The organism is Arthrobacter sp. StoSoilA2 (genome assembly GCF_019977195.1).
Taxonomy (GTDB): domain Bacteria; phylum Actinomycetota; class Actinomycetes; order Actinomycetales; family Micrococcaceae; genus Arthrobacter.
The window spans coordinates 3,426,984-3,451,426 of the sequence record NZ_AP024643.1 but is presented as its reverse complement, the minus strand read 5'-3'; the positions used below and the strand labels follow the sequence as shown (position 1 = coordinate 3,451,426).

The window sequence follows — 24,443 nt, the reverse complement described above, 5'->3', positions numbered from 1 at the left end:
GCCGCGTTGGAATCATTCCGACCTTCTGCGGTGCGGGTTTTCTGTCTTGAAAGGACACAACCATGGCAAAGCAGCTTGCTTTTAACGATGCTGCCCGCCGGTCTCTTGAGGCCGGTATCGACAAGCTCGCCAACACTGTCAAGGTGACGCTTGGCCCGCGCGGCCGCAACGTCGTGCTGGACAAGAAGTGGGGCGCTCCCACGATCACCAACGATGGCGTGACGATCGCCCGCGAAGTTGAGCTTGATGACCCCTACGAGAACCTTGGTGCGCAGCTGGCCAAGGAAGTAGCCACCAAGACCAACGACGTCGCTGGCGACGGCACCACCACCGCTACGGTGCTGGCGCAGGCACTGGTCAAGGAAGGCCTGCGCAACGTTGCTGCTGGTGCCGCTCCTGGCGAGATCAAGCGTGGCATCGAGGTTTCCATCGAAGCCATCGCAGCCCGCCTCCTGGAGAACGCCAGCGAAGTGCAAGGCACCCAGGTTGCCAACGTTGCCGCTATCTCCGCCCAGAGCGACGAAATTGGCGAACTGTTGGCCGAGGCTTTCGGCAAGGTGGGCAAGGATGGCGTCATCACCATCGAAGAGTCCTCCACCACCCAGACCGAACTCGTCCTCACCGAAGGCATGCAGTTCGACAAGGGCTACCTCTCCCCGTACTTCGTCACTGACGCAGAACGCCAGGAAGCCGTCCTCGAAGACGCCTTGATCCTGATCAACCAGGGCAAGATCTCCTCGCTGCAGGAATTCCTGCCGTTGCTGGAGAAGGCGCTGCAGGCCTCCAAGCCGCTGTTCATCATCGCAGAGGACATCGAAGGCGAAGCCCTGTCCACGCTGATCGTCAACCGCATCCGCGGCACCCTGAACGTCGTCGCCGTCAAGGCTCCCGGCTTCGGCGACCGCCGCAAGGCCATGCTGCAGGACATCGCTACGCTCACTGGCGCACAGGTTGTTTCCCCGGACCTTGGACTTTCGCTGGACACTGTTGGCCTTGAGGTACTGGGTACGGCTCGCCGCATCACGGTCACCAAGGACAACACCACCATCGTCGATGGCGCCGGAACCGAGCAGGACGTTGCCGACCGCGTGGCCCAGCTGCGTGCCGAGCTCACCCGCACGGACTCCGACTGGGACCGCGAGAAGCTGCAGGAGCGCCTTGCCAAGCTGGCTGGCGGCATCGGTGTCATCAAGGTTGGCGCAGCCACTGAGGTTGAGCTGAAGGAAAAGAAGCACCGCATCGAGGACGCCGTTTCCTCCACGCGTGCAGCCCTTGAAGAAGGCATCGTTTCCGGTGGCGGTTCCGCGCTCATCCACGCCCTGAAGGCACTGGACGAGTCCCCGGCCGTCAAGGCCCTGGAAGGTGACGCGGCAGCAGCTGTTGGCATCGTCCGCCGCGCCTTGATCCAGCCGCTGCGCTGGATCGCCCAGAACGCCGGCTTCGACGGCTTCGTCGTCGTTTCCAAGGTCTCCGAACTGGAAGCCAACCACGGCTTCAACGCCAAGTCCGGCGAGTACGAGGACCTGATCGCCGCCGGCGTGATCGACCCCGTCAAGGTCACCCGCTCCGCACTCCGCAACGCCGCTTCCATCGCTGCCCTGGTTCTCACCACTGAGACCCTGGTTGCCGAAAAGCCGGCCGAGGAAGAAGACGCACACGCAGGCCACCAGCACTAACAGCCTGTTCAAAAAAGCCCTGGTCACCTTCGTGTGGCCAGGGCTTTTTTGTCAGCAACCCGCAGGTTCCCCGGAGCCGCGGGGACCTATTGTGGGACTTACGACGGCGGCGGTACCCTGACGCTAATACGGCGGCTTGGGTGCGCCAACCGGGTTGCTCCCGGTCGCGGAATGAGTGTTCACTATGTCGGTCACAGCCTTGGATATGGGACGCTCGGCATTCTCCGAGCGTCGTTGGAGCGATGCGCTGGACTGCCTTGCCCGGGCCGATTCCGAAGGTGGCTTGCCTGCCCGGGACATGGAACTGGTGGCATCCGTGGCAATGCTGCTGGGCCATGACGATGACGGAGTGAAGTACCTGACGCGGGCCCACGAGGAATTCCTGACGTTGGGCGACATGGCCGGTGCGGCGCGCTGCGCGGCGTGGCTGGTGCTGTTCCTCATGGACATCGGGGAGCCCGCGCGAAGTTCCGGTTGGATGTCCCGCGCCCAGCATCTGATTGCCGAAATGGAAGAGCCCACCGAAGCGGAGGGCTATCTCCTCATCCCATCCGCCCTGGGTTCCCTTTACGGAGGAAACCCCGAGGCCAGCCACGAGCTGTTTGGCCGGGCCTTTGAAGTGGGCCGGCGTTTCCACGACAGGGATCTCATGGCGTTGGGCCAGCTGGGCCTGGGCACGGCCAGGATTACCCTCGGCTCCCCGGACGAGGGATTGCAGCTCCTCGATGAAGTGATGTTGTCCGTCACCGCCGGTGAGGTCTCGCCCATACCTTCCGGGATCATCTACTGTGCGGTGATTGGAAGTTGCAGGCTCGCTTTAGATGTCCACCGCGCCCAGGAATGGACAGCAGCCTTGGAGCGGTGGTGCGGAGACCGGCCGGACATGGTGATGTTCAGTGGGCAATGCCAATCGCACCGCGCAGAGCTGTTCATCCTGCATGGCGCCTGGGACGAGGCCTTGGCTGCGGCCCGCATCGCCCAGGACCGTTCGCGTCGGGGCGATCCGGAAGCGGCCTGGGGAGCTTGGTACCAACAGGGGGAAGTCCTCCGCCTCAGGGGCAGGTTTGACGAGGCCGACGCAGCCTACGCCAAGGCCGGGGAGACGGGCTTTGAGCCATTGCCCGGCCTTGCGCTTCTACGTATGGCCCAGAACAAAACGTCCCAGGCGCAGGCCATGTTGCACCGTGCGATGTCCGGAGCGGATCCGGCCAACCGCTGCAGGCTGCTTCCGGCGGTGGTCCAGGTGGAGCTTGCGGCGGGGGACGTCGTCGCAGCCCGAGAGGCCGCGAATGAACTCGCAGCACCGCTCCACGAAGCCAGCCGCCCCTTGGAACGAGCGCTATCAGCCCAGGCGGAAGCGAGCGTTCTCTTGGCCGAGGGGAGTGCCGAAGCCGCACTGATGACCGCCCGGAAGGCTTGGCGGCTTTGGTACAGCCTCGAGGCTCCGTATGAGGCTGCCCGGTGCCGGTTGTTGGCCGGTCGTGCGTGTGCCCGGCTGGGCGACCCCGACTCTGCCGCCATGGAATTCGAAGCGGCCGCAGCCGAGTTCGCAGAACTCGACGCAGCGCCTGCCCTGGCCGGGGTGCTGGGTCTCAAGGCGGGAGCCGGAACGGTGAGTGGCGGCGATGGTTCCGTGCCCACTGCCCGTGAACTGACTGCCCGTGAACTTGAAGTCCTGAGGCTTGTCGCCGACGGAAAAGCCAACAAGTCCATTGCCCGGGAACTGTATCTCAGTGAAAAGACCGTTGCCCGCCACGTCAGCAATATCCTCAGCAAGCTCTCCTTGCCATCCAGGGTTGCTGCCACCAAATACGCGTTTGAGCACCACTTAACCAACTGATGCTCTATCACTTCCCACCGCTTTTCTCCCGATCTTCTCTCACATACCGCAGGGTTTTCCCGAACGCTCTCTCACTTCCCGGCATGCGCATAAATACCCATGCCCATTCCTGCAGGATGCGTCATTTGGCCGACGCGGCAAGGGGCGCCGGACTCATACCTTGGGCTTATGAACATTCCACTGCTCGCCGGCACCGTATCCACCGTGCTTTTTGCATCCAGCATGCTGCCCATGTTGTTCAAGGCAGTCCGGACCAAGGACCTGGCCTCCTACAGTTTGAGCAATATCACCTTGACCAACATCGCCAATGCCGTGCACTCGTTCTACGTCTTCGACCTTCCGGCGGGGCCGGTGTGGCTGCTCCACACCTTCTATGTGGTGACGTCGGCACTGATGTTGGTGTGGTGCCTGCGATACCGGAAGGCTCCCACTGGAACCCCAGCAACTGAAACCCCAGCAACGCGGGGTCACTTAAGGCCCATGTCGGCCGCTGCCATAGGCCATAAGTGACCCCGCGTTGACCAGTAATGAGAAAGGAAAAGCCATGAAAAAAGCTAGTCACCCACAGTTCGATACCGTGATCGTAGGCGGTGGCCAGGCCGGCTTGGCGCTCGGCTATTGGCTGGCCAAAGGGCACCACGACTTCGTCATCCTCGACGAGAACGCCAGGACCGGCGATTCGTGGCGCCAGCGGTGGGATTCGCTCCGACTCTTCACCCCGGCCAAGTACGACGGTTTGCCGGGCATGCCGTTCCCAGGGGACCGCCTGGCGTTCCCCAGCAAGAATGAGTTGGCGGACTACCTGGAAGGTTATGCACAGCGGTTCAGTCTTCCGGTGGTGCCCGGGGTCCATGTTGATGGAGTGACACAAGAGGGTGATCGCTTCCTTGTGAGCTCCGGTGACAGGTCCTGGACCGCCAACAACGTAGTGGTTGCCACCGGCGGGTATCGCCTGCCCAAGCGGCCGGCATTCGCGAATGAGCTGGATCCGGCCATCGTGCAGCTTCACTCGCAGGAATACAAGAATCCCGGGCAACTCCAACCTGGACCAGTGCTCGTTGTCGGGCTCGGCAATTCCGGCGCGGAGATTGCCCTCGAAGCCAGCAGGACCCACACCACGTTGTTGGCGGGCAAAGCCAGTGGCGAAATCCCTGTTCGCCATGGACGCGCTGCAGCCCGGTTTGTTCTGCCTGTTATCCGGTTCGCAGGCCTTCACGTCCTGACGCTCAACACACCGGTTGGCCGGAAAGTGGCGCCGGCATTCAAGATGATGGCGGCACCTTTGATCCGAACACGTACCAAGGAACTGCGTGAGGCGAAGGTGGAACTGCTGCCAAGGATAGCCGGCGTAAAGCAGGGCAAACCGTTACTGGAAGAGGGCCGGACGCTGGATGTGGCGAACGTCATTTGGTGTACCGGATACCGGGAGGACTACTCGTGGCTGAAGCTCCCGTACCAGGACGGAGAGGGGGCGCCGGCCCACAAGAGGGGAGTAGTGGAATCTGTCCCTGGACTCTATTTCATCGGCCAGGAGTTCCTGTTCGCTGCAGTCTCGGCAACGCTTCCAGGAGTTGGCCGGGATGCCCGTTATCTGGCACAACGAATCACAGTCGACCGGCAGCTGACGGTGGGGCGTCGGCCGGCCTTGATCTAGTTTTCCGGGCCTTCAGACACAGTGCCGTGGCACAGGCAACGCACAGTTTCATCTTTGCAAATGCATAGTCCAACCTGAGCTAATAGACACTCGTAAGGCGGTTCCGCAGACCGGCCCGACTGGGGCCGGAGCCCGGAACAGCGTATGATGGATGCTTTGTGCAATAGCCTTGAGGAACTGCCTAACGTGACTACATCAACGATCCGAACGCCCGCCCGTCCCAACAGGCGGGCTACCGGTCCCGTTGTAAAGTCCACCTTCCGGCCCGAAATCCAGGGCCTCCGCTCCCTCGCTGTCCTCATGGTGGTGAGCTACCACATCTGGATTGGGCGGGTGTCAGGCGGGGTAGATGTCTTCCTGCTGATCTCGGCATTCCTCATGACTCTTCAGTTCACCAGCCGCTTCAAACAGCGGCGCCCGATGGACTTGCTGCGACACTGGCTGCATTTGTTTAGGCGCCTCCTCCCGGCAGTCGTGGTTGTACTCTTCGGAACACTGGCTGCTACTTTTGCTTTCCTGCCTCCCACCCGCTGGGTAGAGGTGGTCAATCAGGCTTGGGCCTCACTCTTCTACTACGAGAATTGGCTCCTGCAGACTCTTGCGGTCAACTACTACGCAACGGACCACAGCCTGGCCAGTCCTGTGCAGCACTTCTGGTCGCTTTCCATCCAGGGCCAGGTATTCATTCTCTGGCCGGTGATCTTCGCCGTGATGGCGGTCATCTGCCGCAAGTTCGATCTCCGGTACCGGGCTTCGCTCGCGTACGTTTTTGCGCTCGTCTTCGTCGTTTCCCTGACGTACTCCATCATCTTTACGGCCAACAACCAGGCGGTGGCGTACTTCGACACCTTCGCCCGCCTGTGGGAGTTTGCCCTCGGAACGCTTGTTGCCTTGATTTTGCCTGCCTTGGACTTTTCCAAACCTGTCCGCGTGGCGATGGGGTGGATCGGCGTGGCCGCCATGCTCAGTTGCGGCATCCTGCTGCAGGTCCAGACGGCGTTCCCCGGCTTTGTTGCACTCTGGCCTACCCTGGCTGCCGTTGCAGTGATTGCAGCGGGACAGACCGGTAGCCGCTTCGGCGTGGATCGGATCCTGAGTTCCAGATTCCTTGTTCGGCTGGGCGACAATTCCTATGCCCTCTATCTCTGGCACTGGCCCATCCTGGTGATCGCGTTGGCTTGGAGCGGCAAGGATCATGCGGGTTGGCTTTCCGGCACGGCGATTGTGGCGCTGGCACTGGTCCTGGCGTTCCTGACCACGAAGTATGTGGAGAAGCCATTCCGGGAGTGGAAGTGGCCGGAGGTGAAGCGTCGCCGGGCAGCCATCTCGATCGCGGTGTGCCTTGCCGTGGCGTGCACGCCGTTGCTCGGTTTCCAGTACAAGCAGTACCTGGACCAGAAGGCCGCTGACACGCAGGCATTCAACGACAACCCGGGAGCACATGCCCTCCTGCCCGGGTACGTGGACCAGGTCAGCCCTGACGCCAAAACGCTTCCTACCGCAGAGCAGCTACCTGAGGACTGGGCACATCTGGGTGGGACGTGCGAGGGAGCGTCCCAGCCGGAAGACAAGACGCTGCAGGAGAACTGCCAGCAAAACGGCGTGGGCGATGACGCCACCAAGAGCATCATTGTCTTGGGTGATTCCCATGCCCAGCAGTGGCTGGCCGCGCTCGATCCCCTCGCTGAGGCTGAGCACTGGAAGGTCACGGCCCTCCTTTTGGGCGGATGCCCGTTCATGCCGGAGAACCCCGACGCTGACCAGCACTGCAATGATTTCAACTCGGCGGCTTTCAAGTATGTGGCAGCGCACACCCCGGATTCCGTGTTCATGGTGGGCACCAAGGCTGCCCCGTCATCACCGGATGAGGAGTTGGTGTACGGCTTTGAACAGTCGGTCACCAACTTCAACGACCTCGGCATCCAGGTGGTGGCCATCCGTGACAACCCCCGCTATGACCACAACGTCACCGAGTGTGCCCTTTCCAAGGGCGTGGACAGCCCTGACTGCAAATCCGACCAGCATGACGTCCTGGCAGCGGAGAGCCCTTTCGCGGCCGTGCAGGGAAAGTTTGGAAATGCCGCGTTCCTGGATATGACGGATCTCCTCTGCAATGGTGTCGAGTGCCCCAGCGTCGTAGGAAATGTGTTCGTCTACCTGGACGATAACCACTTGTCCAAGACCTACGTCACCAGCATGGGTGAAATGTTCGATGAAAGGTGGTTTGCCGCGACGGGGTGGGAGCGATGAGCGACAACGTGAAAACAACTGCACCTTTGGGTGGCAACCCCACCACGGCGAGGCCCACGACGGCGGAACGCACCTTCCGCCCCGAGGTCCAGGGCCTGCGGGCCTTGGCTGTGTTGATGGTGGCGGCTTATCACATTTGGCTGGGCCGGGTGTCCGGTGGTGTCGACGTCTTTTTGCTCATCTCGGCTTTCCTGCTGACCCTGTCCTTTACGCGGAAGCTCGAAAACCACAAGCCCCTGAGGCTCCTGCAGCACTGGCTCCACGTGTTCAAGCGGCTGCTGCCCGCCGTCGTCGTTGTCTTGTTGGCGGTTCTGACCGCAACGTGGGCCTTTGTCCCGCAGAGCCGGTGGCCGGATGTGCTCGCCGAGGCGTGGGCCTCCCTGCTGTACCGGCAGAACTGGCAGCTTGCGGATTCTGCCGTTGATTATTATGCCCAGGACCACTCCGGGGCCAGTCCGCTTCAACACTTTTGGTCCCTGTCCGTCCAGGGCCAGGTCTTCATTCTGTGGCCGCTCATTTTCGGCGTCGTAGCCCTGCTGCAGCCGCAACTGGCAAAGCTGTTCCCAGGCCGAAAGGTCATGGAACACCGGCAGTTGCTGTTCATGGCGTTCGGCCTGGTTTTTGTGGCCTCGCTGGTCTATTCGATCGACCAGACGGCGAACAACCAGGCCTATGCGTATTTCGATACCCGGACAAGGCTGTGGGAATTTGCGCTGGGTTCCCTGCTGGCGCTTGCTCTCCCGTACCTCAAACCGGGACGGCGGCTCCGGGTATTCCTGGGTTGGGCAGGGCTGGCCGCCATGCTCTCGTGTGGCTTGATCCTGACTGTCGACCGTTCCTTCCCGGGATTCGTGGCCCTCTGGCCCACGCTCGCCGCCGCGGCCGTTATAGTCGCCGGCCAGAGCAACAGCCGCTTTGGTGCGGACCGCGTGCTCAGCTCAAAGCCCCTGGTCGTGGTGGGTAACAATTCCTATGCCTTGTACTTGTGGCACTGGCCTGTCCTGGTGTTCTTCCTGCTCGTCACGGAGACCACAAGTCCCAACCTCCTGCAGGGCCTGGGCATCATGGCGGTATCCATGATGTTGGCCGTTGCCACCACACGGTATGTCGAGGTGCCCATGCGCCGATGGCAGTGGCCGGACGCACGGTCCTGGCGGGCCGCCGTCGTCGTTGTTTCCTGCGGTGCGCTGCTGGCGCTTCCGATGACCGCCTGGCAGGGTGCCATTGCCGCCGAAAGCGTGGCGATTGCCGATCAGCCCAAGGAACTGACGCCCGGTGCCGCAGCGCTGTCGCCTGGTTTCGCGGGCCAACCGACGCCCGAGGCAATGATCATTCCCGCACCCGCCGCCATGAACGATGAATGGGCGGACATCGATGGCCTGTGTACTGGCGCGAACGTCCCGTCAGATCCGTTGCTGCAGGGTTGCCTCCAGAACAACGAACCGGCAGTGGTGACCAAGAGGATCGTGGTCCTGGGCGATTCCCATGCCCAGCAGTACATGGCCGCCCTGGGACCCATCGCCAAGGAGCATGGTTGGGAAGTGGTCACTCTGCTGAAGGGGAACTGCCGGTTCGGTGCGGACTCTCCTGAACGCACCAGCGAATGCAACGACTTCAACAAGGCAAGTGCCGCCTACGTCATGGAACACAAACCCGATGCAGTGTTCACTGTGGCGTCACTAACTCATGTCACGGCCCCTTTCGAGACCGAAGTGCCCGGCTATTTGGAAGGCATCAAGCCCTTCACGGATGCCGGAATCGACGTCGTCGGCGTGCGCGACAACCCGCGGTTCAGCATCAACATGCCCGAGTGCGTGCAGAAGAAGGGCCCTGATTCGCCTGACTGCAACCCTCCCTTGGAGGATTCCCTGGCTGCGTCCTCGCCCTTGGACGATTACGTGGGCAAGGTGGATCGGTTGTACCTGATGGACATGAGCGACTTCATCTGTGAAAAGGGCACGTGTCCGGCAGTGGTTGGGAATGTGTACGTCTACAAGGACGACAACCATCTCACCAAGACCTATGTACAGAGCATGATTCCCATGTTCGAGGAGCGGCTCCTCGCCGCGACGGGCTGGTCTGAGCGCTAGCCTCGCCATCCGCAGGAGCATGCAACGCACGACGCCGGCCTGCCGCCCGTGCCGTTGCTCACACTCAGCCGTCGCGGAATATGGCGATCGCCGCGGAGGTTCTACTATTTATTCAATACCCGAAGCACCTTTGCCTTGCAGTACCTCATGCACAGGCCAGTACTTTATGCACAGGCCAGTCCCGTAATGACGGGCTGGTCATCAGTTGCAACCCCTACCAGTTATAGCCCCCGGAACCCAGGTAAGAGGCCGCACTCATGACCCAGCCCGAACACGATCCCTTTGGCTTCGTAGGCCTGACCTACGACGACGTCCTGCTCCTGCCCGGGCACACCGACGTCATCCCCTCGGACGCGGACACGTCCTCCCGCATTTCCAAGCGGATTACGGTGCAGACGCCGTTGCTGTCTGCTGCCATGGACACCGTCACGGAGTCCCGTATGGCCATCGCGATGGCCCGCCAGGGTGGCCTGGGCGTAGTGCACCGCAACCTGTCCATCGATGACCAGGCTGAGCACGTTGACCGCGTCAAGCGCAGCGAGTCCGGCATGATCACCAACCCGCTGACCATTGGCCCGCAGGCTACGTTGCAGGAACTGGACGAGCTGTGCTCCCGCTACCGCGTCTCCGGCCTTCCCGTGGTGGACACGGACGGGCGCCTGCTGGGCATCGTGACCAACCGCGACACCCGGTTCATTCCCGAATCTGAATTCCCGCTGCGCAGCGTCAGCGATGCCATGACCAAGATGCCGCTCATCACCGGCCATGTGGGCATCAGCCGCGAGGAAGCCTCGCACAAGCTGGCCACCAACAAGATTGAGAAGCTCCCTCTCGTTGACGAGCAGGGCCGCCTCAAGGGCCTCATCACCACCAAGGACTTCACCAAGGCAGAGCAGTACCCGCTGGCCACCAAGGACGACGAAGGCCGCCTGCGCGTAGGTGCCGCCATCGGCTTCTTCGGTGATGGCTGGGAGCGCGCCATGAAGCTCATCGACGCCGGTGTGGACGCCCTGTTCGTGGATACGGCCAATGGCCACTCCCAAGGTGTGCTGGACATGATCCGTCGCCTGAAGTCGGATCCGATTGCTGCGCACGTGGACATCATTGGCGGCCAGGCTGCCACCCGCGAAGGTGCCCAGGCACTGATCGACGCCGGTGCCGACGGCATCAAGGTAGGCGTTGGTCCGGGCTCCATCTGCACCACCCGTGTTGTTGCCGGTGTCGGCGTTCCCCAGATCACGGCCATCTACGAATCCGCGAAGGCTGCCATTCCGGCGGGCGTGCCGCTGATTGCCGACGGTGGCCTCCAGTACTCGGGTGACATCGGCAAGGCGCTGGTCGCCGGTGCCGACACCGTCATGCTCGGCTCACTGCTGGCTGGTTGTGAAGAGTCTCCCGGCGAGCTCATCTTCGTCAACGGCAAGCAGTTCAAGAGCTACCGCGGCATGGGCTCCCTGGGCGCCATGCAGTCGCGTGGAAAGAACACGTCCTACTCCAAGGACCGCTATTTCCAGGCCGACGTTTCCGGCGATGACAAGCTCATCCCGGAAGGCATCGAAGGCCGCGTCGCGTTCCGTGGTCCGCTGGCATCCGTGGCCTACCAGCTGGTGGGCGGCCTCCGCCAGACCATGTTCTACACCGGCGCCCCCACCATTGCCGAGCTCAAGGCACGCGGCAAGTTCGTCCGGATTACGCCTGCCGGCCTGAAGGAATCGCACCCGCACGATATCCAGATGACCGTAGAGGCGCCGAACTACGGTTCCCGCTAACCATCATCAGTTCCTCCCGGCTGTTCCCTGTGGATGCTTCCATGGGGAACAGCTGTTTAAGGGCCGCAACGGAAATGTCCGTGGGTAGGAATAGGCTGGGGACATGTCCGAAAAGCCCGCACAACCGCGGCACCCGGAGTCAGTCCGGCTGAATTCAGGCACAGCGCCCCGCAAGCTTGCCCTCCGGCCGTACGCACGCGCCGTCGGGCAGGTCCTGAAGGTCAGTTTCAAGGCATCACCTGTTGCAGTCATCATGAAAGTGGCCGGGTCCTTGATTTCGGCCACGCTGCCGCTGGTCACCACCTACTTCGCCGCGTTGACCACCACCGCGTTGGCCGCCGGTTACGCGGGAGATCCCGACGCCGGTCCGCGGGCGGTACTGTACGTCATCATAACTGCGGCGCTGGGGCTGTTCTGGGGCGCCTTCAGCAGCGTGGACCGGTACATCCAGCAGCTGATGAGCTTCAAAGTGGGGGCAATCGTTGGCGACATGATGTATGAGCGCTTTCTGGCGCTGGAGTTCTGGCGCTATGACGACAAAGAAACGGTGGACCTCTACGATCGCGCCAAGCGGTTCTCCGATTCCTACGCCCGGGTCCTGGACAGGATCGCGGCCATCTTTACGCAGTTGGTTTCAGTCATCCTGGCAGTCGGTGCGCTGTTGTTGGTCAGTTGGTGGATCGCCGTCATTGTCCTCATTGCAATCGTCCCGAGCGTCTACCTGCAGTTCAAGCTCTCAAGAGAGCAAATAGCCCACTGGAATACCCAGGTGGATTCCCGGCGGCAACGGCGCATGATCGAGACGAACCTCCTGCGTCCCCAGCACATTGCCGAGATGCGGCTTTACGGGATCGTGGGCTATCTGATGGACCTGCGGTCCGGGCTTCGGGACGCTGACGAGCGCAGGCGGCTGGACTTCCAGAAGCGCTACATCCCCAAGCAACTCGCAGCGGACGCGCTGCAGTATGGTGCCGAAGTTGTGTCCTTGATCTGGGTGGTGGGACAAATCATCGCCAGGGCGCAGCCGGTAGGGCAGTTCCTCTACATCCAGCAGATCGTCAGCCGGGCTCTATCCACCGCCAACAACCTGGTCTCCTCACTGAGTTCCATCGACGAAGACCTTGCCAACCTCAAAGACTACGAGCTTTTCATGGCGCTTCCTGTGCCCAGCGGCCACGAGCCTCCCCTGGTGAAGTCGCCTTCCGTAGTGGAAATGCGGGACATTCGATTCAGCTATACGGGGAGTGACATTGAGGTTATCAAGGGCATATCCCTGACCATCAGGGCGGGCCAGCACATTGCCATAGTTGGTGAGAACGGCGCAGGAAAGTCCACGCTGATCCGGATCCTGGCTGGCCTGTACCGGCCGGACTCAGGCCAAGTACTGCTCGACGGCGTCGATCTCACCGGTATCGACGTGACCAGTTGGCACCGGCACCTCGCGGTCCTTAGCCAGGAGTTCCTGAAGTATGAATTCGCAACCGCGGCGGAGAACATCTACCTGGGCGATGTCGATCAACCGCGGGACGAGCAACGGATCCGAAGGGCAGCATCGGACGCCGAGGCCATGGAGTTCATCAACAAGCTGCCCAATGGCCTGGAAAACCATGTGAGCAATTGGATGGAGGATCCCCGCGGACGCAAGGGGAGTGGCCTCTCCGGCGGGCAATGGCAGCGACTGGCCATGGCCCGGAACTTCTACCGGGATGCCTCCTTCATGGTCATGGACGAACCAACGTCGGCCATTGATGCTTTGGCTGAGCACCGGATCTTCACACGCCTTTTCGCGGACCGGAACAGCACCATCATTGCCATCAGCCACCGGCTGGCCACCATCGAAAAGGCGGACGTTGTGTACATGCTCGAGGACGGTCGCATTGCCGAACAGGGGACCCACAAGGAGCTTGTGGCGTTGAGGGGCCGCTACTTCCGGATGTTCGAATCCCAGCTCACGGTGGAAGAGACCAGCCAGAACACCCCGTAGGAGCAAGTTGGAACAAAACGGTGGCTTGGTCTTGGTGGGATAAACTCGAGCAGTGACTTATGAGATTGAGATTGGCCGTGGCAAGCGTGGGCGTCGTGCCTACTCCCTGGATGACATCGCGATCGTTCCGAATCGTCGGACGCGTGACCCGAAGGACGTCTCTGTCTCCTGGCAGATCGACGCCTATAAGTTCGATATGCCCGTGATTGCCGCCCCCATGGACTCTGTGATGTCGCCGGACACGGCCATTGCCTTGGGCCGTTTGGGTGGTCTTGGCGTCCTGGACCTTGAAGGCCTCTGGACCCGGTACGAAAACCCACAGAAGGTGCTCGACGAGATCGCCGGCCTGGCCAATGAAACCAGCAGCCCGGCCGTCACCCGTCGGATGCAGGACCTGTACCAGGCGCCCATCCAGCCAGAGCTCATCAGCTCCCGCCTCGCCGAGATCCGCGCCGCAGGCGTCACTGTTGCCGGTTCCTTGACCCCGCAGCGGACACAGGAACACTACAAGACCGTGGTGGCCGCCGGCGTCGATATTTTCGTCATTCGTGGAACCACCGTCTCCGCGGAGCACGTGTCCAAGAATCATGAGCCGCTGAACCTTAAGCAGTTCATCTACGAACTCGATGTCCCTGTGATCGTTGGTGGAGCGGCTGGTTACACACCGGCCCTGCACCTCATGCGCACGGGTGCCGCCGGCGTCCTCGTTGGCTTCGGTGGAGGTGCTACCACCACCACGCGCCGTGCGCTGGGCATTCATTCGCCCATGGCATCGGCTATCTCAGATGTCACTGCGGCCCGCCGTGACTACATGGATGAGTCCGGTGGGCGTTATGTCCATGTCATTGCCGACGGCGGCATGGGCAGGTCGGGAGACATCGTCAAGGCCATCGCGATGGGAGCGGATGCAGTAATGCTGGGCAGCGCCCTGGCACGCGCCGAAGAAGCTCCGGGCCGCGGCTGGCACTGGGGTCCGGAGGCGCACCACCTCGAATCGCCCCGCGGCGACCGCGTCAACGTTGGCACGGTCGGATCCCTGGAGGAAGTCCTCTTCGGGCCGGGGCACCACACCGATGGCACGTCCAACCTCATTGGCGCCCTGCGCCGGTCCATGGCGACCACAGGATATTCCGACCTCAAGGAGTTCCAGCGCGTGGACGTCGTAGTATCCCCTTACGCGGGCAACTAAGACCCTGCCAATCGGGACTTCTGCCAATCGGACCGGGCAACAAGTAGGGTAGGGGACTACCAGCTGTTGCGTTTGAGGAGGGGTCCGATGAGCAATGTCGCAGGCGGTCCGCAAGTGAATTCTCCGGGAGCATTAAGCCCGGAATCCCGTGCCGCGTCCATTGAAGTCCTGAAAGCCACTGCCGAGGCCGGCAAACAGCTGGACATCCTGATTGTCGGCGGAGGCGTGGTGGGGGCTGGAGCAGCCCTGGATGCGGTGACGCGCGGCCTTACAGTCGGCATCGTCGAGGCGCGGGATTGGGCCTCAGGGACATCCTCGCGCTCGTCCAAGCTCATCCATGGTGGCCTCCGGTACCTTGAAATGCTTGATTTCGGACTGGTCCAGGAGGCGCTGCAGGAACGCGGGTTGCTGATCCAGCAGATCGCACCCCACCTTGTCCGCCCTGTCCCTTTCCTCTACCCGCTGACCCGGAGGTTCTGGGAGCGCCCCTATGTGGGCGCGGGCATCATGCTTTACGACACCCTGGGCCTCACGTCCGGGCACAGCCGCGGGGTTCCGATGCACAAGCATCTCTTCAGGCGCGGCACCCTGAGGGCGGCTCCGAGCCTGAAAGACGATGCTTTCGTTGGTTCCATCCGCTACTACGATGCCCAGGTGGATGACGCCCGTTTGGTGGTCAACGTTGTCCGGACCGCAGCGCATTATGGTGCCCATGCTGTGAACAGGGTGCGCGTAGTGGACTTCCTCCGGGAAGGCGAACGCGTGGTGGGCGCCAAGCTTGAAAACCAGGAAGACGGGAGCGTCTTCGAGGTGCGTGCCAAGCAGGTAGTCAATGCCACGGGAGTCTGGACGGACGAAACCCAGGCCATGGTTACGGACCGCGGACAGCTCAAAGTCAGGGCATCCAAGGGCATCCACCTTGTGGTGCCGCGGGACAGGTTCCAGTCCACCGTTGGGCTGATACTTCGCACGGAGAAGTCAGTGCTCTTCGTGATCCCCTGGGGCCGCCACTGGATCATCGGGACAACGGACACTGATTGGAAACTGGACAAGGCGCACCCGGCCGCGTCCAGCAAGGACATTGACTACGTCCTGGAGCACGTCAACAAGGTCCTGAAGCGGCCCCTCACCCGTGAGGACGTGGAAGGCGTTTACGCCGGACTCCGCCCGCTTCTCGCAGGCGAAAACGACTCCACCGCCAAACTCTCCCGCGAACATGTCGTGGCTCATCCTGTGCCGGGCCTGGTTGTGGTGGCCGGGGGCAAGTTCACCACCTACCGTGTCATGGCCAAAGATGCTGTTGATGAGGCCACACGCGCCATGGATGAACGCGTTCCCTCCAGCTGCACGGAAACGATCCCGTTGCTCGGTGCCGAGGGGTTCAAAGCCGCTTGGAACCGCCGCGCCCGCTCCGCGGAAGAGGCCGGCGTCCACGTTGCGCGCGTGGAACACCTGCTCAACCGCTATGGGTCCATGGCCTCGGAAGTGCTGGATCTCATCGCCGCCCAACCCGAACTGCGGGAACCGCTTCCCGGGGCCGACGATTACCTTGCCGCGGAGGTTGTCTACGCCACCACCCATGAGGGTGCCCGTCATGTTCACGACGTTTTGACGCGCCGCACCCGGATCTCGATCGAAGCGTGGGACCGGGGTGTGTCAGCAGTGCCTTTAGTGGCTAAGCTGATGGGAGAAATCCTTGGCTGGAGCGACACACAGCGGGAAAGCGAAATCAAGCACTATCTGGCCCGGGTGGAAGCTGAACGGCTTAGCCAGCAACAACCCGACGACGAATCAGCTGACGCCGCGCGCATGGGAGTCGATGACATCGTTCCCCTTCGCTGAGCAACACAGGACCTGCGGCCGGGAGGCCACACTGGAGGGAACACAACTTGGCTGAACCACTTGACCGGTATGACGCGGAACTGACTACGCCGGACACCGTCATCCTGGAACTTGTTGCCGAGGACAAAATCGACGCAGCGGCTCAACTCGCGGAACGGCTTCACGCGGCTGGCCGGATCTCCAACCTCCAGGGCTTCCTGGAGCAGGTCCATTCCAGGGAACACCAACTGGCTACCGGGCTTCCCGGTGGCATTGGACTGCCACATGCGCGGAGTGAATTCGTAGACCGGATCTCCATCGCCGTAGGCGTCACAAAGTTCGGCCATGCCCTGGATTTTGGTGCTGCCGATGGCCCGGCCACGCTGATCCTCCTCATTGCCACGCCGGCCAGTTCCTTCTCGGATCATTTGGAAGTCCTGGCTACTTTGGCGCGTTCGCTCTCCAAAGAGTCATTCCGGGAGTCCCTGCGCCGGGCACACGATACCGAGGTTATTTCCGAACTCATCAACTCCAGCCTGGTGTTCTTCGACCATTGAGAACAGGCGCCCACGGACCAGTTCCAGGGCTAAGGTCCCTACCGTTCGTTTCGTTGTTCTACAGCCGGACGAAGTACGGTTAAGGGGTGTTGAAAACCGCGCTGAAACCCCGCTGGATCGCAGGACTCGTCTTTGCGCTTCTCCTGTCCGCGGTGTTTGTGCTGCTCAGCCAGTGGCAGCTCAGCAGGTCCACCCAACACGAAGCTCCCGTTTCGTCCAGCATTGAAGATGTCAAGCCCTTGGTGGACGTCCTGCAGCCGGGGCAGTTTTTCCCCGGTTCTGCTTCGGACCAGATGGTCAGCGCCACCGGATCTTACGATCCTGCCAAGCAGGTCCTGGTTGAGGGCCGCCTGTACAACGGCCAGAAGGGATTCTGGATTGTCTCGGCTTTCGCGGTGGACAATGCTCCCAAACTGAGCGGTGTGGCAGCCTCGCCCAACACCTGGATTCCAGTAGCCCGGGGTTGGGTGGCCGATGCCGCCCAGGCCGGTCCGCCGCCGTCGGGCACCATCACGCTGACCGGCCGCCTGCTGCCCTCTGAGGCGCCGGTGCCAAACGTCGACGCCGGTCCAGGCCGGGCGTCCGCAGTGGCAGTTGCCGAACTTATCAACATCTGGGACGTCTCCAGCTACCAGGGTTTCATTGCCGCGACGTCCGAAGCAGTTGGCGGTGTTCCCGTCGCCGCGGACGAAGCGGTGAAGGCACTCAACATCCCAGCACAGCCGCCCGCCCAACAGATCAACTGGCTAAACCTCTTCTATTCCGTTGAGTGGGTGGTCTTCGCAGGATTCGCGCTGTACATCTGGTGGCGCATGGTGGCAGACGACTACCGTCGCGACCTCGAAGACGACGAGTTCGACGCACACGACGACGGATTCGACGATGGATTCGACGATGGATTCGACGATGACAGAGACCACCCCAATGAACCGTCAAGCCCTGAACCCCAGAACCCTGGGCCAGAACAAAAGGTGCAGTAATGATTGAGCCCAAGCCGGCCATCCAGCCCGAGCAGTCCGGACCCAAGCCGAAGAAGCGCAGGTTTGGCGGAACGGAAGCCCAAATCCGTTCGGCACTGAAGTTCTACAAGGTCATGGCCTACCTGACCGGTGCCATGCTCCTGCTGCTCTGCGCTGAGCTGATTGCCCGTTACGGTTTCGGTGTATCGCTCTTTGCCGGTGGCACGGACGCCATCACGGGTAAGCCCTTTGGCTTCGGATTCGCCGAGTCTGAGCCCAAGGGCGTGATCGGTGGCTTCAATATCTCCACCACCGTATTGATCGTCCACGGCTGGATGTACGTGGTCTATCTGGTGTCCAACTTCCGCTTGTGGTCGCTCATGCGGTGGCCGTTCTCCAAGCTGGTCCTGCTGGCGTTGGGTGGTGTCGTACCGCTGATGTCGTTCATCGTGGAGAAGAAGTTCCACGCACAGGTTGAAGCGGAACTGGCAGCCAACCCCCAGGCGTCAAAGCGCTACTAGCCGCGGCAGCTCCAGCCACCGGGGCGTTAGGGTGTGAGATGCCTAACGACGAGCCCGTAATTGACCTCTTCGGGCCGCTGTCAACGTGCACGGGGGCCGCCCGGCAAAGTAGTCTTGGTTGGTGACTACTCCCACCGCACCCCAGACTTCCCAGAAGCCGGTGCTGGTTGTTGACTACGGTGCCCAGTACGCGCAGCTGATTGCACGCCGCGTCCGCGAAGCGAATGTGTATTCGGAAATTGTTCCGCATACCTTCACCACCGAGCAGCTTCTGGCCAAAAACCCGGCAGCCATCATCCTTTCCGGCGGACCTTCCAGCGTCTACGCAGAAGGTGCTCCGCGTGTTGGAGCGGACCTTTTTGAAGCCGGGGTGCCGGTTTTTGGTATCTGCTACGGCTTCCAGGCCATGGCCAACGCACTGGGCGGCAAGGTAGCCCAGACGGGCCTCCGGGAGTACGGCGCCACCGAAGCACTGGTGGTCGGCGATGCCCGCTCGATCCTTGATGGCGTGCCGTCTTCACAGAACACCTGGATGAGCCACGGCGACTCCGTCCATGAAGCTCCCGAGGGCTTCGAAGTGCTGGCCACCACGGCTGGCGCGCCGGTAGCCGCCTTCGCCAACGAGGAAAAGCGCCTCTACGGTGTGCAGTGGCACCCGGAGGTCAAGCACTCCGTGCACGGCCAGCACGTCCTGGAGAACTTCCTGTTCAAGGGCGCTGGCCTGAGCCCCAACTGGACCACAGGAAATATCCTCGAAGAGCAGGTGGAACGTATCCGCCAGCAGATCGGCGATTCCAAGGTCATCTGCGGTCTTTCCGGTGGTGTGGATTCTGCTGTAGCCGCAGCCCTGGTCCAGAGGGCCGTTGGAGACCAGCTGACCTGTGTCTTCGTGGATCACGGTCTCCTTCGCGAAGGCGAAGCAGAACAGGTTGAACGCGACTTCGTCGCTGCCACGGGCGTCAATCTGTATGTTGCCAACGAGCAAAAGCGCTTCCAGTCTGCATTGGCCGGAGTCAGCGATCCCGAGACCAAGCGCAAGATCATTGGCCGGGAATTCATCCGTGCCTTCGAAGAAGCGGAGCGGGCCATCATCGCCCAGGCAGCAGCCGAGGGCGAGAAGATCAAGTTCCTGGTCCAGGGCACGCTGTACCCGGACGTCGTCGAGTCCGGCGGCGGCGAGGGCGCTGCGAACATCAAGAGCCACCACAACGTGGGTGGGCTTCCCGAGGACCTGCAGTTCGAACTGGTCGAGCCGCTGCGCGCCCTGTTCAAGGACGAAGTCCGCGCGGTCGGCGCCCAGCTTGGCCTGCCTCAGGAAATCGTTGGCCGCCAGCCGTTCCCCGGCCCTGGCCTCGGTATCCGCATCGTTGGTGAAGTAACCAAGGAGCGCCTTGACCTGCTTCGCAAGGCTGACGCGATTGCCCGTGCCGAGCTGACCGCTGCCGGTCTGGACAACGATGTGTGGCAGATGCCGGTGGTTCTGCTGGCTGACGTCCGTAGCGTCGGCGTCCAGGGCGATGGCCGCACCTACGGCCACCCGATCGTTCTCCGTCCGGTATCGTCCGAGGACGCAATGACGGCCGACTGGTCGCGTTTGCCGTATGACCTCCTGGCCCGCATCTCCAACCGCATTACCAACGAAGTGGATGGGGTTAACCGCGTGGTGCTGGACGTCACCAGCAAGCCGCCGGGAACCATCGAGTGGGAATAGCATTTTGAGTGGCCGGCCTCCCTTGGGAGGCCGGCCACTGTTCTTTCAGCTGTGAAATGACGGCGAATTTCGCATTGCCACAGTGTTGCGGAGCGGGCTGAAGGAGTATTCCCGCTACCCTCGAAAGTATGCCGGTATGGTCCAAGGCGTCTAAAGCTAGTACAGAAAAGAAGGCAGCAGTTGTGTCATTAGGTCAAGGCCAGGAAGAGGGCTCCGAAGAGCTCCGGAAATGGCTGTCCGGACTTAAGCCCGTTACAGGGGCGGACACGATGCTGCGTTTCGTGAAGACGCCCGAAGGCGCCATCGATCTCAGCAACGCACATCCCTCGGGCCTCGCACAGCTGCTGGCGGGGCGTAGAACGAGGTTGTCCACGCTTATCCGAGACAGGCAGCAATACCTGGTGGCGGCACGGGCCGCGCGCAACATCCGGTCCAAGATTTTTGAGCTCAGCAATGATCGCGGCATCGAGGCCGGGTACCTCTCTGCGGGCACGGTGGTGTGGACTTCGGCCGTAGGTGGCAAACCCCAGCGGGTTTCGGCCCCTGTCATGCTGACCTCCATTGTCCTGACCGTTCGCCCGGGCGAGGACGATTTCGAGCTGCAGCTCACCGAGCAGGCACGCATGAACCCGGCTTTGGTGCGCCACCTGAAGACCGTCCACGGCATCGTCTTCGACGTCAATGCAGTTGCCCGCATGGCCTACAACACTGCCAGACTGGACCCCCAGCCGGTCCTGGATCGCCTGGCCACCCTGGTTCAGCCGATTCACGGCGCCGAGGTTGAATTCAACTTGCTCGTGACCACTTTGGCTGATCTTTCGGGAAACCTGGACGATCCGTGGATCAACATGAACAATCCCACCGTGGCGGCCCTGGCAACTGCCGCCAATGGTGGCGACGTCGAGCCTGAACCCATTAAAGCGGGGCGGTTCCCAAGCCTGGATGAACGTGATCCGGCGGACGAGCTCCTCCTGCTCGACGCGGACACTGACCAGCAGTACGTGGTGGACGCTGTTCGCGCAGGAGATTCGCTTGTTGTCAGCACCCCTCCAGGGAGCGGCCAGACGCAGACAGCCATCAATGCCATTGGCGCATTGGTCAGCGAAGGCAAATCCGTCCTCGTGGTGGGGGACCGGCAGTCCAGCCTGGCGGGACTTTCTGCGCACCTGGAAGCGCTGGGCCTGGATTCGATGTTGTTCCGTCCGGGCAACGGCACAACACCACAGCAGCTAAAGGGCCAGTTGGTCCGGGCCATCATGCGCAATGAAAAGGCACTGGAACCGCAGCTTGGGAACCTCCATCAGACGCTGGTCGGACACCGGCATGCCCTGATGGACCATGTCGCGTCGCTTCACAACGTCCGCGAACGCTGGGGCTGCTCGCCGTACCAGGCCATGCAATCGTTGGCCGAATTGACGTCCATCCACCCGGCGCCGTCCACCACGGTGCGCCTCAAGCGCAGTGTGCTGGATAACATCAAGGACCGCGAAGAACTGGCTGGCCGCTTGCGTCGCGCTGCCGAGCTGGGCAGCTTTAGCCGGGCTTCCACCTCCAGCCCCTGGTATGGTGCACGCCTCGTAACCCGCAAGGAGACAGAAGAGGCCCAACAGCTTGCCCGAATCGCCGAGGAGAAACTTCCCGTCCTGCGCGATCGCATGAAGCAGCTTTCGGATCACGCCGAGATCCGTTTGGCGGACACCTTCACGGAGTGGGGCGCTCAGCTTGAATTGCTGATTGCCGTGCGCGAAAGCCTGGACAAGTTCACTCCGGATATCTTCGATCGCCCGGTGCATGACCTCATCTCTGCAACTGCAAGCTCTGCGTGGCGACGCGAGCGCAACCTGGAGATGCCTTCAATGCAGCGTTCGAGGCTGCGGCGGGTGGCAAAAGAGTATGTGCGGCCCGGTGTTCACATCGCGGACCTTCACAGCTCCCTGGTCCTCGTCCAGGAGCAGCGTGCCCTGTGGGCAGGTTATGCCACCACGCAACGCCACCCGGCCGTGCCGTCCGGGCTCGCCGACCTCGGGTCCTTGTATCGCGAACTGGATGGCGAGCTTCGCCGCCTGGGTGAGGCACTCAAGCACACCTCTGCCGGTGGTTCGCTGCACCAGACACCGTACCTGGAACTGATGGAGCGGCTGGAACGGCTGGTAGCGGATACTGCCACGCTTGAAACACTCCCGGAGCGCACGCTGCTCATTGAGGAGATGCGCGAGCACGGCCTCGGCGAACTGCTCGCTGACCTTGCTGCCCGTGAAGTGCCGGCCGCTTCGGTGGCGGCCGAGCTGGACCTTGCCTGGTGGCAGTCTGCTTTGGAGGCAATGATCAGTGGTGACGACTACCTCGCCATGTCCGACGGCGACTCGCTCCGCCGCCTGGAAGCTGAGTACCGCCTTGCGGACCAAGCCCACATTGCCAGTGGTGCTGCGCGTTTGCGGTGGCAGTTGGCCCGGAAGTGGAGCGAGGGGATAGTTGAGCACCCCAGGCAGGCTGAGTTGCTTCGGGCCCTGCTCAAGGATGGTCGGGTTACGCTCCCGGCTCTGAGTGCCCAGGCTCCCGACCTCGTACCCATGCTTGTTCCGGTGTGGTCTGTAAGCCCCTACCTGTTGACGGGGGTTCTTCCCGCGGAGCAGAAGTTTGACGCGGTGATCGTCATCGACGCTGAATCGACCTCGCTCCAGGCCGTCCTTCCGGCGATTGCGCGAGCCCGGCAAGTCATAGCCTTCGGTGATGCGAAGATTGCGAATGCCCGCACCTTCAGCGTGGCCGTGGAACCTCCAGTGGCGGGAGTGGCCAGCCACGAAACCGTGGACAGCGCGTTCAAGGCCCTGGCACGCGTCCTGCCCACCTGGCAGCTGAACTGGGTCTACCGGGCGGTCGATGAGGACCTCATCCTGCAGTTGAGCAAGAACTACTACGACGGCGGCCTCCGGCGTTTGCCCGATGGCAGTTCGGTGACGGGCCTGGATCGTTCGATCCTGGTGGAGTACATCCCCGATGGAACCGGACTCCCGGGCGCCGACCATGAGGGCGTTGAGTCCGTTACGGCGGAGGTCAACCGGGTAGTGGACCTTGTCTTCGAGCACGCCAGGCTTCGGCCACGGACTTCCCTGGCTGTGGTCACGGCCAGCCTGCGCCATGCTGCGCGGATTGGCGAGGCAATCAGGCTTCAATTGCCCAACCACCCCTTGTTGTCCGCCTTCTTCGGTGCTGGCCCCGAGTCCTTCCGCGTGGTTGACCTTGAGCGAGCCCAAGGCCTGGTGCGTGACCATGTCATTTTCTCCCTCGGCTACGGCCGGACACCTCATGGCCGCGCCTTGCACTCGTTCGGACCCCTGTCGGCGGAGGGCGGACGAAACCGCTTTGCCTTGGCTATGACCCGCGCCCGCCGTTCCATGCACGTCCTGAGCTGCTTCCGCCCGGAAGATCTGGATCTGGATCGCCTGGCCCACGGGGCTGTGGACTTTTACGAACTGCTGGACCGTGAACTGTCCGGGAACAGCAACCTTGGAACTCCTGCCTCGCGCGCCGTTGCCAGCGAACAGGCCTTGGGGGAGGACCCCCTGGTTGCCGATCTCGGCGAGAGGTTGCGGGCCAGAGGTGCCCGCGTCTGGCACCTCTATGACGGTGTCCTGGACATTGCCGCCGCTGCCGATCCCGTCCACACCATTGGACGGGAGGGTGCCGAGATTCCCACCCCGGTGGCAATCGAGTCCGACGGCACGGAACGCTACCGGCGCATGAGCGTCCGCGAACGCAGCCGTCTGAGGCCCCAGCTGCTGGAACGCATGGGCTGGCGTTACATGTCCCTGTGGACCATCGAAGTGTTCACCGATCCCTCGTCCTGCGCGGATCGAATCGGATCCTATTTGGGTCTTGAAAACCATGTTCCCCAGGCCGTACCCCCAGCGGAGCATGGCTTCCTGGACATGGATGTTGAACAATTGAATCTGGACAATGCGGCTTCCTCGTACGCAAGCTCCTCCTATAGCAGTTCCCCGCACAGCAGTTCCTCCTACAGCCGGGCCTCGCATCGGCAAAGCCCGGGAGGTGCCCAGGCATCGCTGGAACCACAGCTGCCCGGGCAGGCAGGTGTGGACAATCGCAGGGGGCCAGGTGGCGAACCGGGCAACGCAGAAGCCAGCACTCCAACCCCCAGTGATCCAGATGATGGGACTGAAGCACCAGTGAAAGAACAGGGAACCGGCAACGAAAGCGGCTCTGACGAACAGACCGCAGCCGTAAGCGCCGAAAACGCTGAAGAGTCCGCGGAGACAAAGACTCCTGCGGCGAAGCAAGCCTCCGGTGGCATCTTGCCCACCAAGGCCGCTGAAGACGACCCCCGCCGTTGGGGCGACGAAGGCAACTATGACCATGAGCAGTGGTTGAAAGAGCAAAAGCCCCCGCATTGGGGCTGATTGC

Annotated in this window: 15 protein-coding genes; all 15 read left to right on the top strand. The window is 62.1% G+C overall.

The window, feature by feature from the left end; translation table 11 throughout:
- Positions 1-62: 62 nt before the first annotated feature.
- The 15 genes from groL (at position 63) to LDN82_RS15580 (ending at position 24,439) form a co-directional block, all read left to right on the top strand.
- Positions 63-1,676 carry a chaperonin GroEL gene (gene groL / locus LDN82_RS15650; protein ID WP_216925135.1) on the top strand — a complete coding sequence of 538 codons (1,614 nt, stop codon included), beginning with the start codon at positions 63-65 and terminating at the stop codon, positions 1,674-1,676.
- A 184-nt stretch (positions 1,677-1,860) separates the two neighbouring features.
- On the top strand, positions 1,861-3,516 hold the full coding sequence (locus tag LDN82_RS15645; RefSeq protein ID WP_224164958.1) for a response regulator transcription factor: 1,656 nt from the start codon (positions 1,861-1,863) through the stop codon (positions 3,514-3,516).
- Positions 3,517-3,684: 168 nt separating this feature from the next.
- A complete protein-coding gene (locus LDN82_RS15640) occupies positions 3,685-4,026 on the top strand; it encodes a hypothetical protein (protein WP_224164957.1) in 342 nt (113 codons plus the stop codon).
- A 34-nt stretch (positions 4,027-4,060) separates the two neighbouring features.
- The gene (locus LDN82_RS15635) at positions 4,061-5,170 is read left to right on the top strand and encodes an NAD(P)-binding domain-containing protein (RefSeq protein WP_224164956.1); all 1,110 of its coding nucleotides are present in this window, start codon (positions 4,061-4,063) and stop codon (positions 5,168-5,170) included.
- Positions 5,171-5,317: 147 nt separating this feature from the next.
- Positions 5,318-7,420 carry an acyltransferase family protein gene (locus LDN82_RS15630; protein WP_224167551.1) on the top strand — a complete coding sequence of 701 codons (2,103 nt, stop codon included), beginning with the start codon at positions 5,318-5,320 and terminating at the stop codon, positions 7,418-7,420.
- Entirely contained in the window at positions 7,417-9,510 is a 2,094-nt protein-coding gene (locus tag LDN82_RS15625; protein ID WP_224164955.1) for an acyltransferase family protein, read from the top strand. Before LDN82_RS15630 ends, LDN82_RS15625 begins: the two co-directional genes overlap by 4 nt.
- A gap of 257 nt (positions 9,511-9,767) precedes the next feature.
- A complete protein-coding gene (gene guaB, locus LDN82_RS15620) occupies positions 9,768-11,279 on the top strand; it encodes an IMP dehydrogenase (RefSeq protein ID WP_223933862.1) in 1,512 nt (503 codons plus the stop codon).
- Between the two features lie 103 nt (positions 11,280-11,382).
- On the top strand, positions 11,383-13,263 hold the full coding sequence (locus LDN82_RS15615) for an ABC transporter ATP-binding protein (RefSeq protein WP_224164954.1): 1,881 nt from the start codon (positions 11,383-11,385) through the stop codon (positions 13,261-13,263).
- 52 nt (positions 13,264-13,315) lie between these two features.
- A complete protein-coding gene (locus tag LDN82_RS15610) occupies positions 13,316-14,452 on the top strand; it encodes a GuaB3 family IMP dehydrogenase-related protein (protein WP_224088261.1) in 1,137 nt (378 codons plus the stop codon).
- Positions 14,453-14,539: 87 nt separating this feature from the next.
- On the top strand, positions 14,540-16,294 hold the full coding sequence (locus LDN82_RS15605; protein WP_224164952.1) for a glycerol-3-phosphate dehydrogenase/oxidase: 1,755 nt from the start codon (positions 14,540-14,542) through the stop codon (positions 16,292-16,294).
- A gap of 47 nt (positions 16,295-16,341) precedes the next feature.
- Complete coding sequence (locus LDN82_RS15600; protein ID WP_224164951.1) at positions 16,342-16,830, top strand: PTS sugar transporter subunit IIA; 489 nt, start codon at positions 16,342-16,344, stop codon at positions 16,828-16,830.
- Between the two features lie 86 nt (positions 16,831-16,916).
- On the top strand, positions 16,917-17,810 hold the full coding sequence (locus LDN82_RS15595; RefSeq protein ID WP_224164949.1) for an SURF1 family protein: 894 nt from the start codon (positions 16,917-16,919) through the stop codon (positions 17,808-17,810).
- Positions 17,810-18,310 (top strand): DUF3817 domain-containing protein, encoded by a 501-nt coding sequence (locus tag LDN82_RS15590; protein WP_224164947.1) that lies wholly within the window; start codon positions 17,810-17,812, stop codon positions 18,308-18,310. Before LDN82_RS15595 ends, LDN82_RS15590 begins: the two co-directional genes overlap by 1 nt.
- 121 nt (positions 18,311-18,431) lie before the next feature.
- The gene (gene guaA, locus LDN82_RS15585; RefSeq protein ID WP_224164945.1) at positions 18,432-20,021 is read left to right on the top strand and encodes a glutamine-hydrolyzing GMP synthase; all 1,590 of its coding nucleotides are present in this window, start codon (positions 18,432-18,434) and stop codon (positions 20,019-20,021) included.
- Positions 20,022-20,149: 128 nt separating this feature from the next.
- Positions 20,150-24,439, top strand: coding sequence for a DUF4011 domain-containing protein (locus tag LDN82_RS15580; protein WP_224164943.1), 4,290 nt, complete (start codon positions 20,150-20,152; stop codon positions 24,437-24,439).
- Positions 24,440-24,443 lie beyond the last annotated feature (4 nt).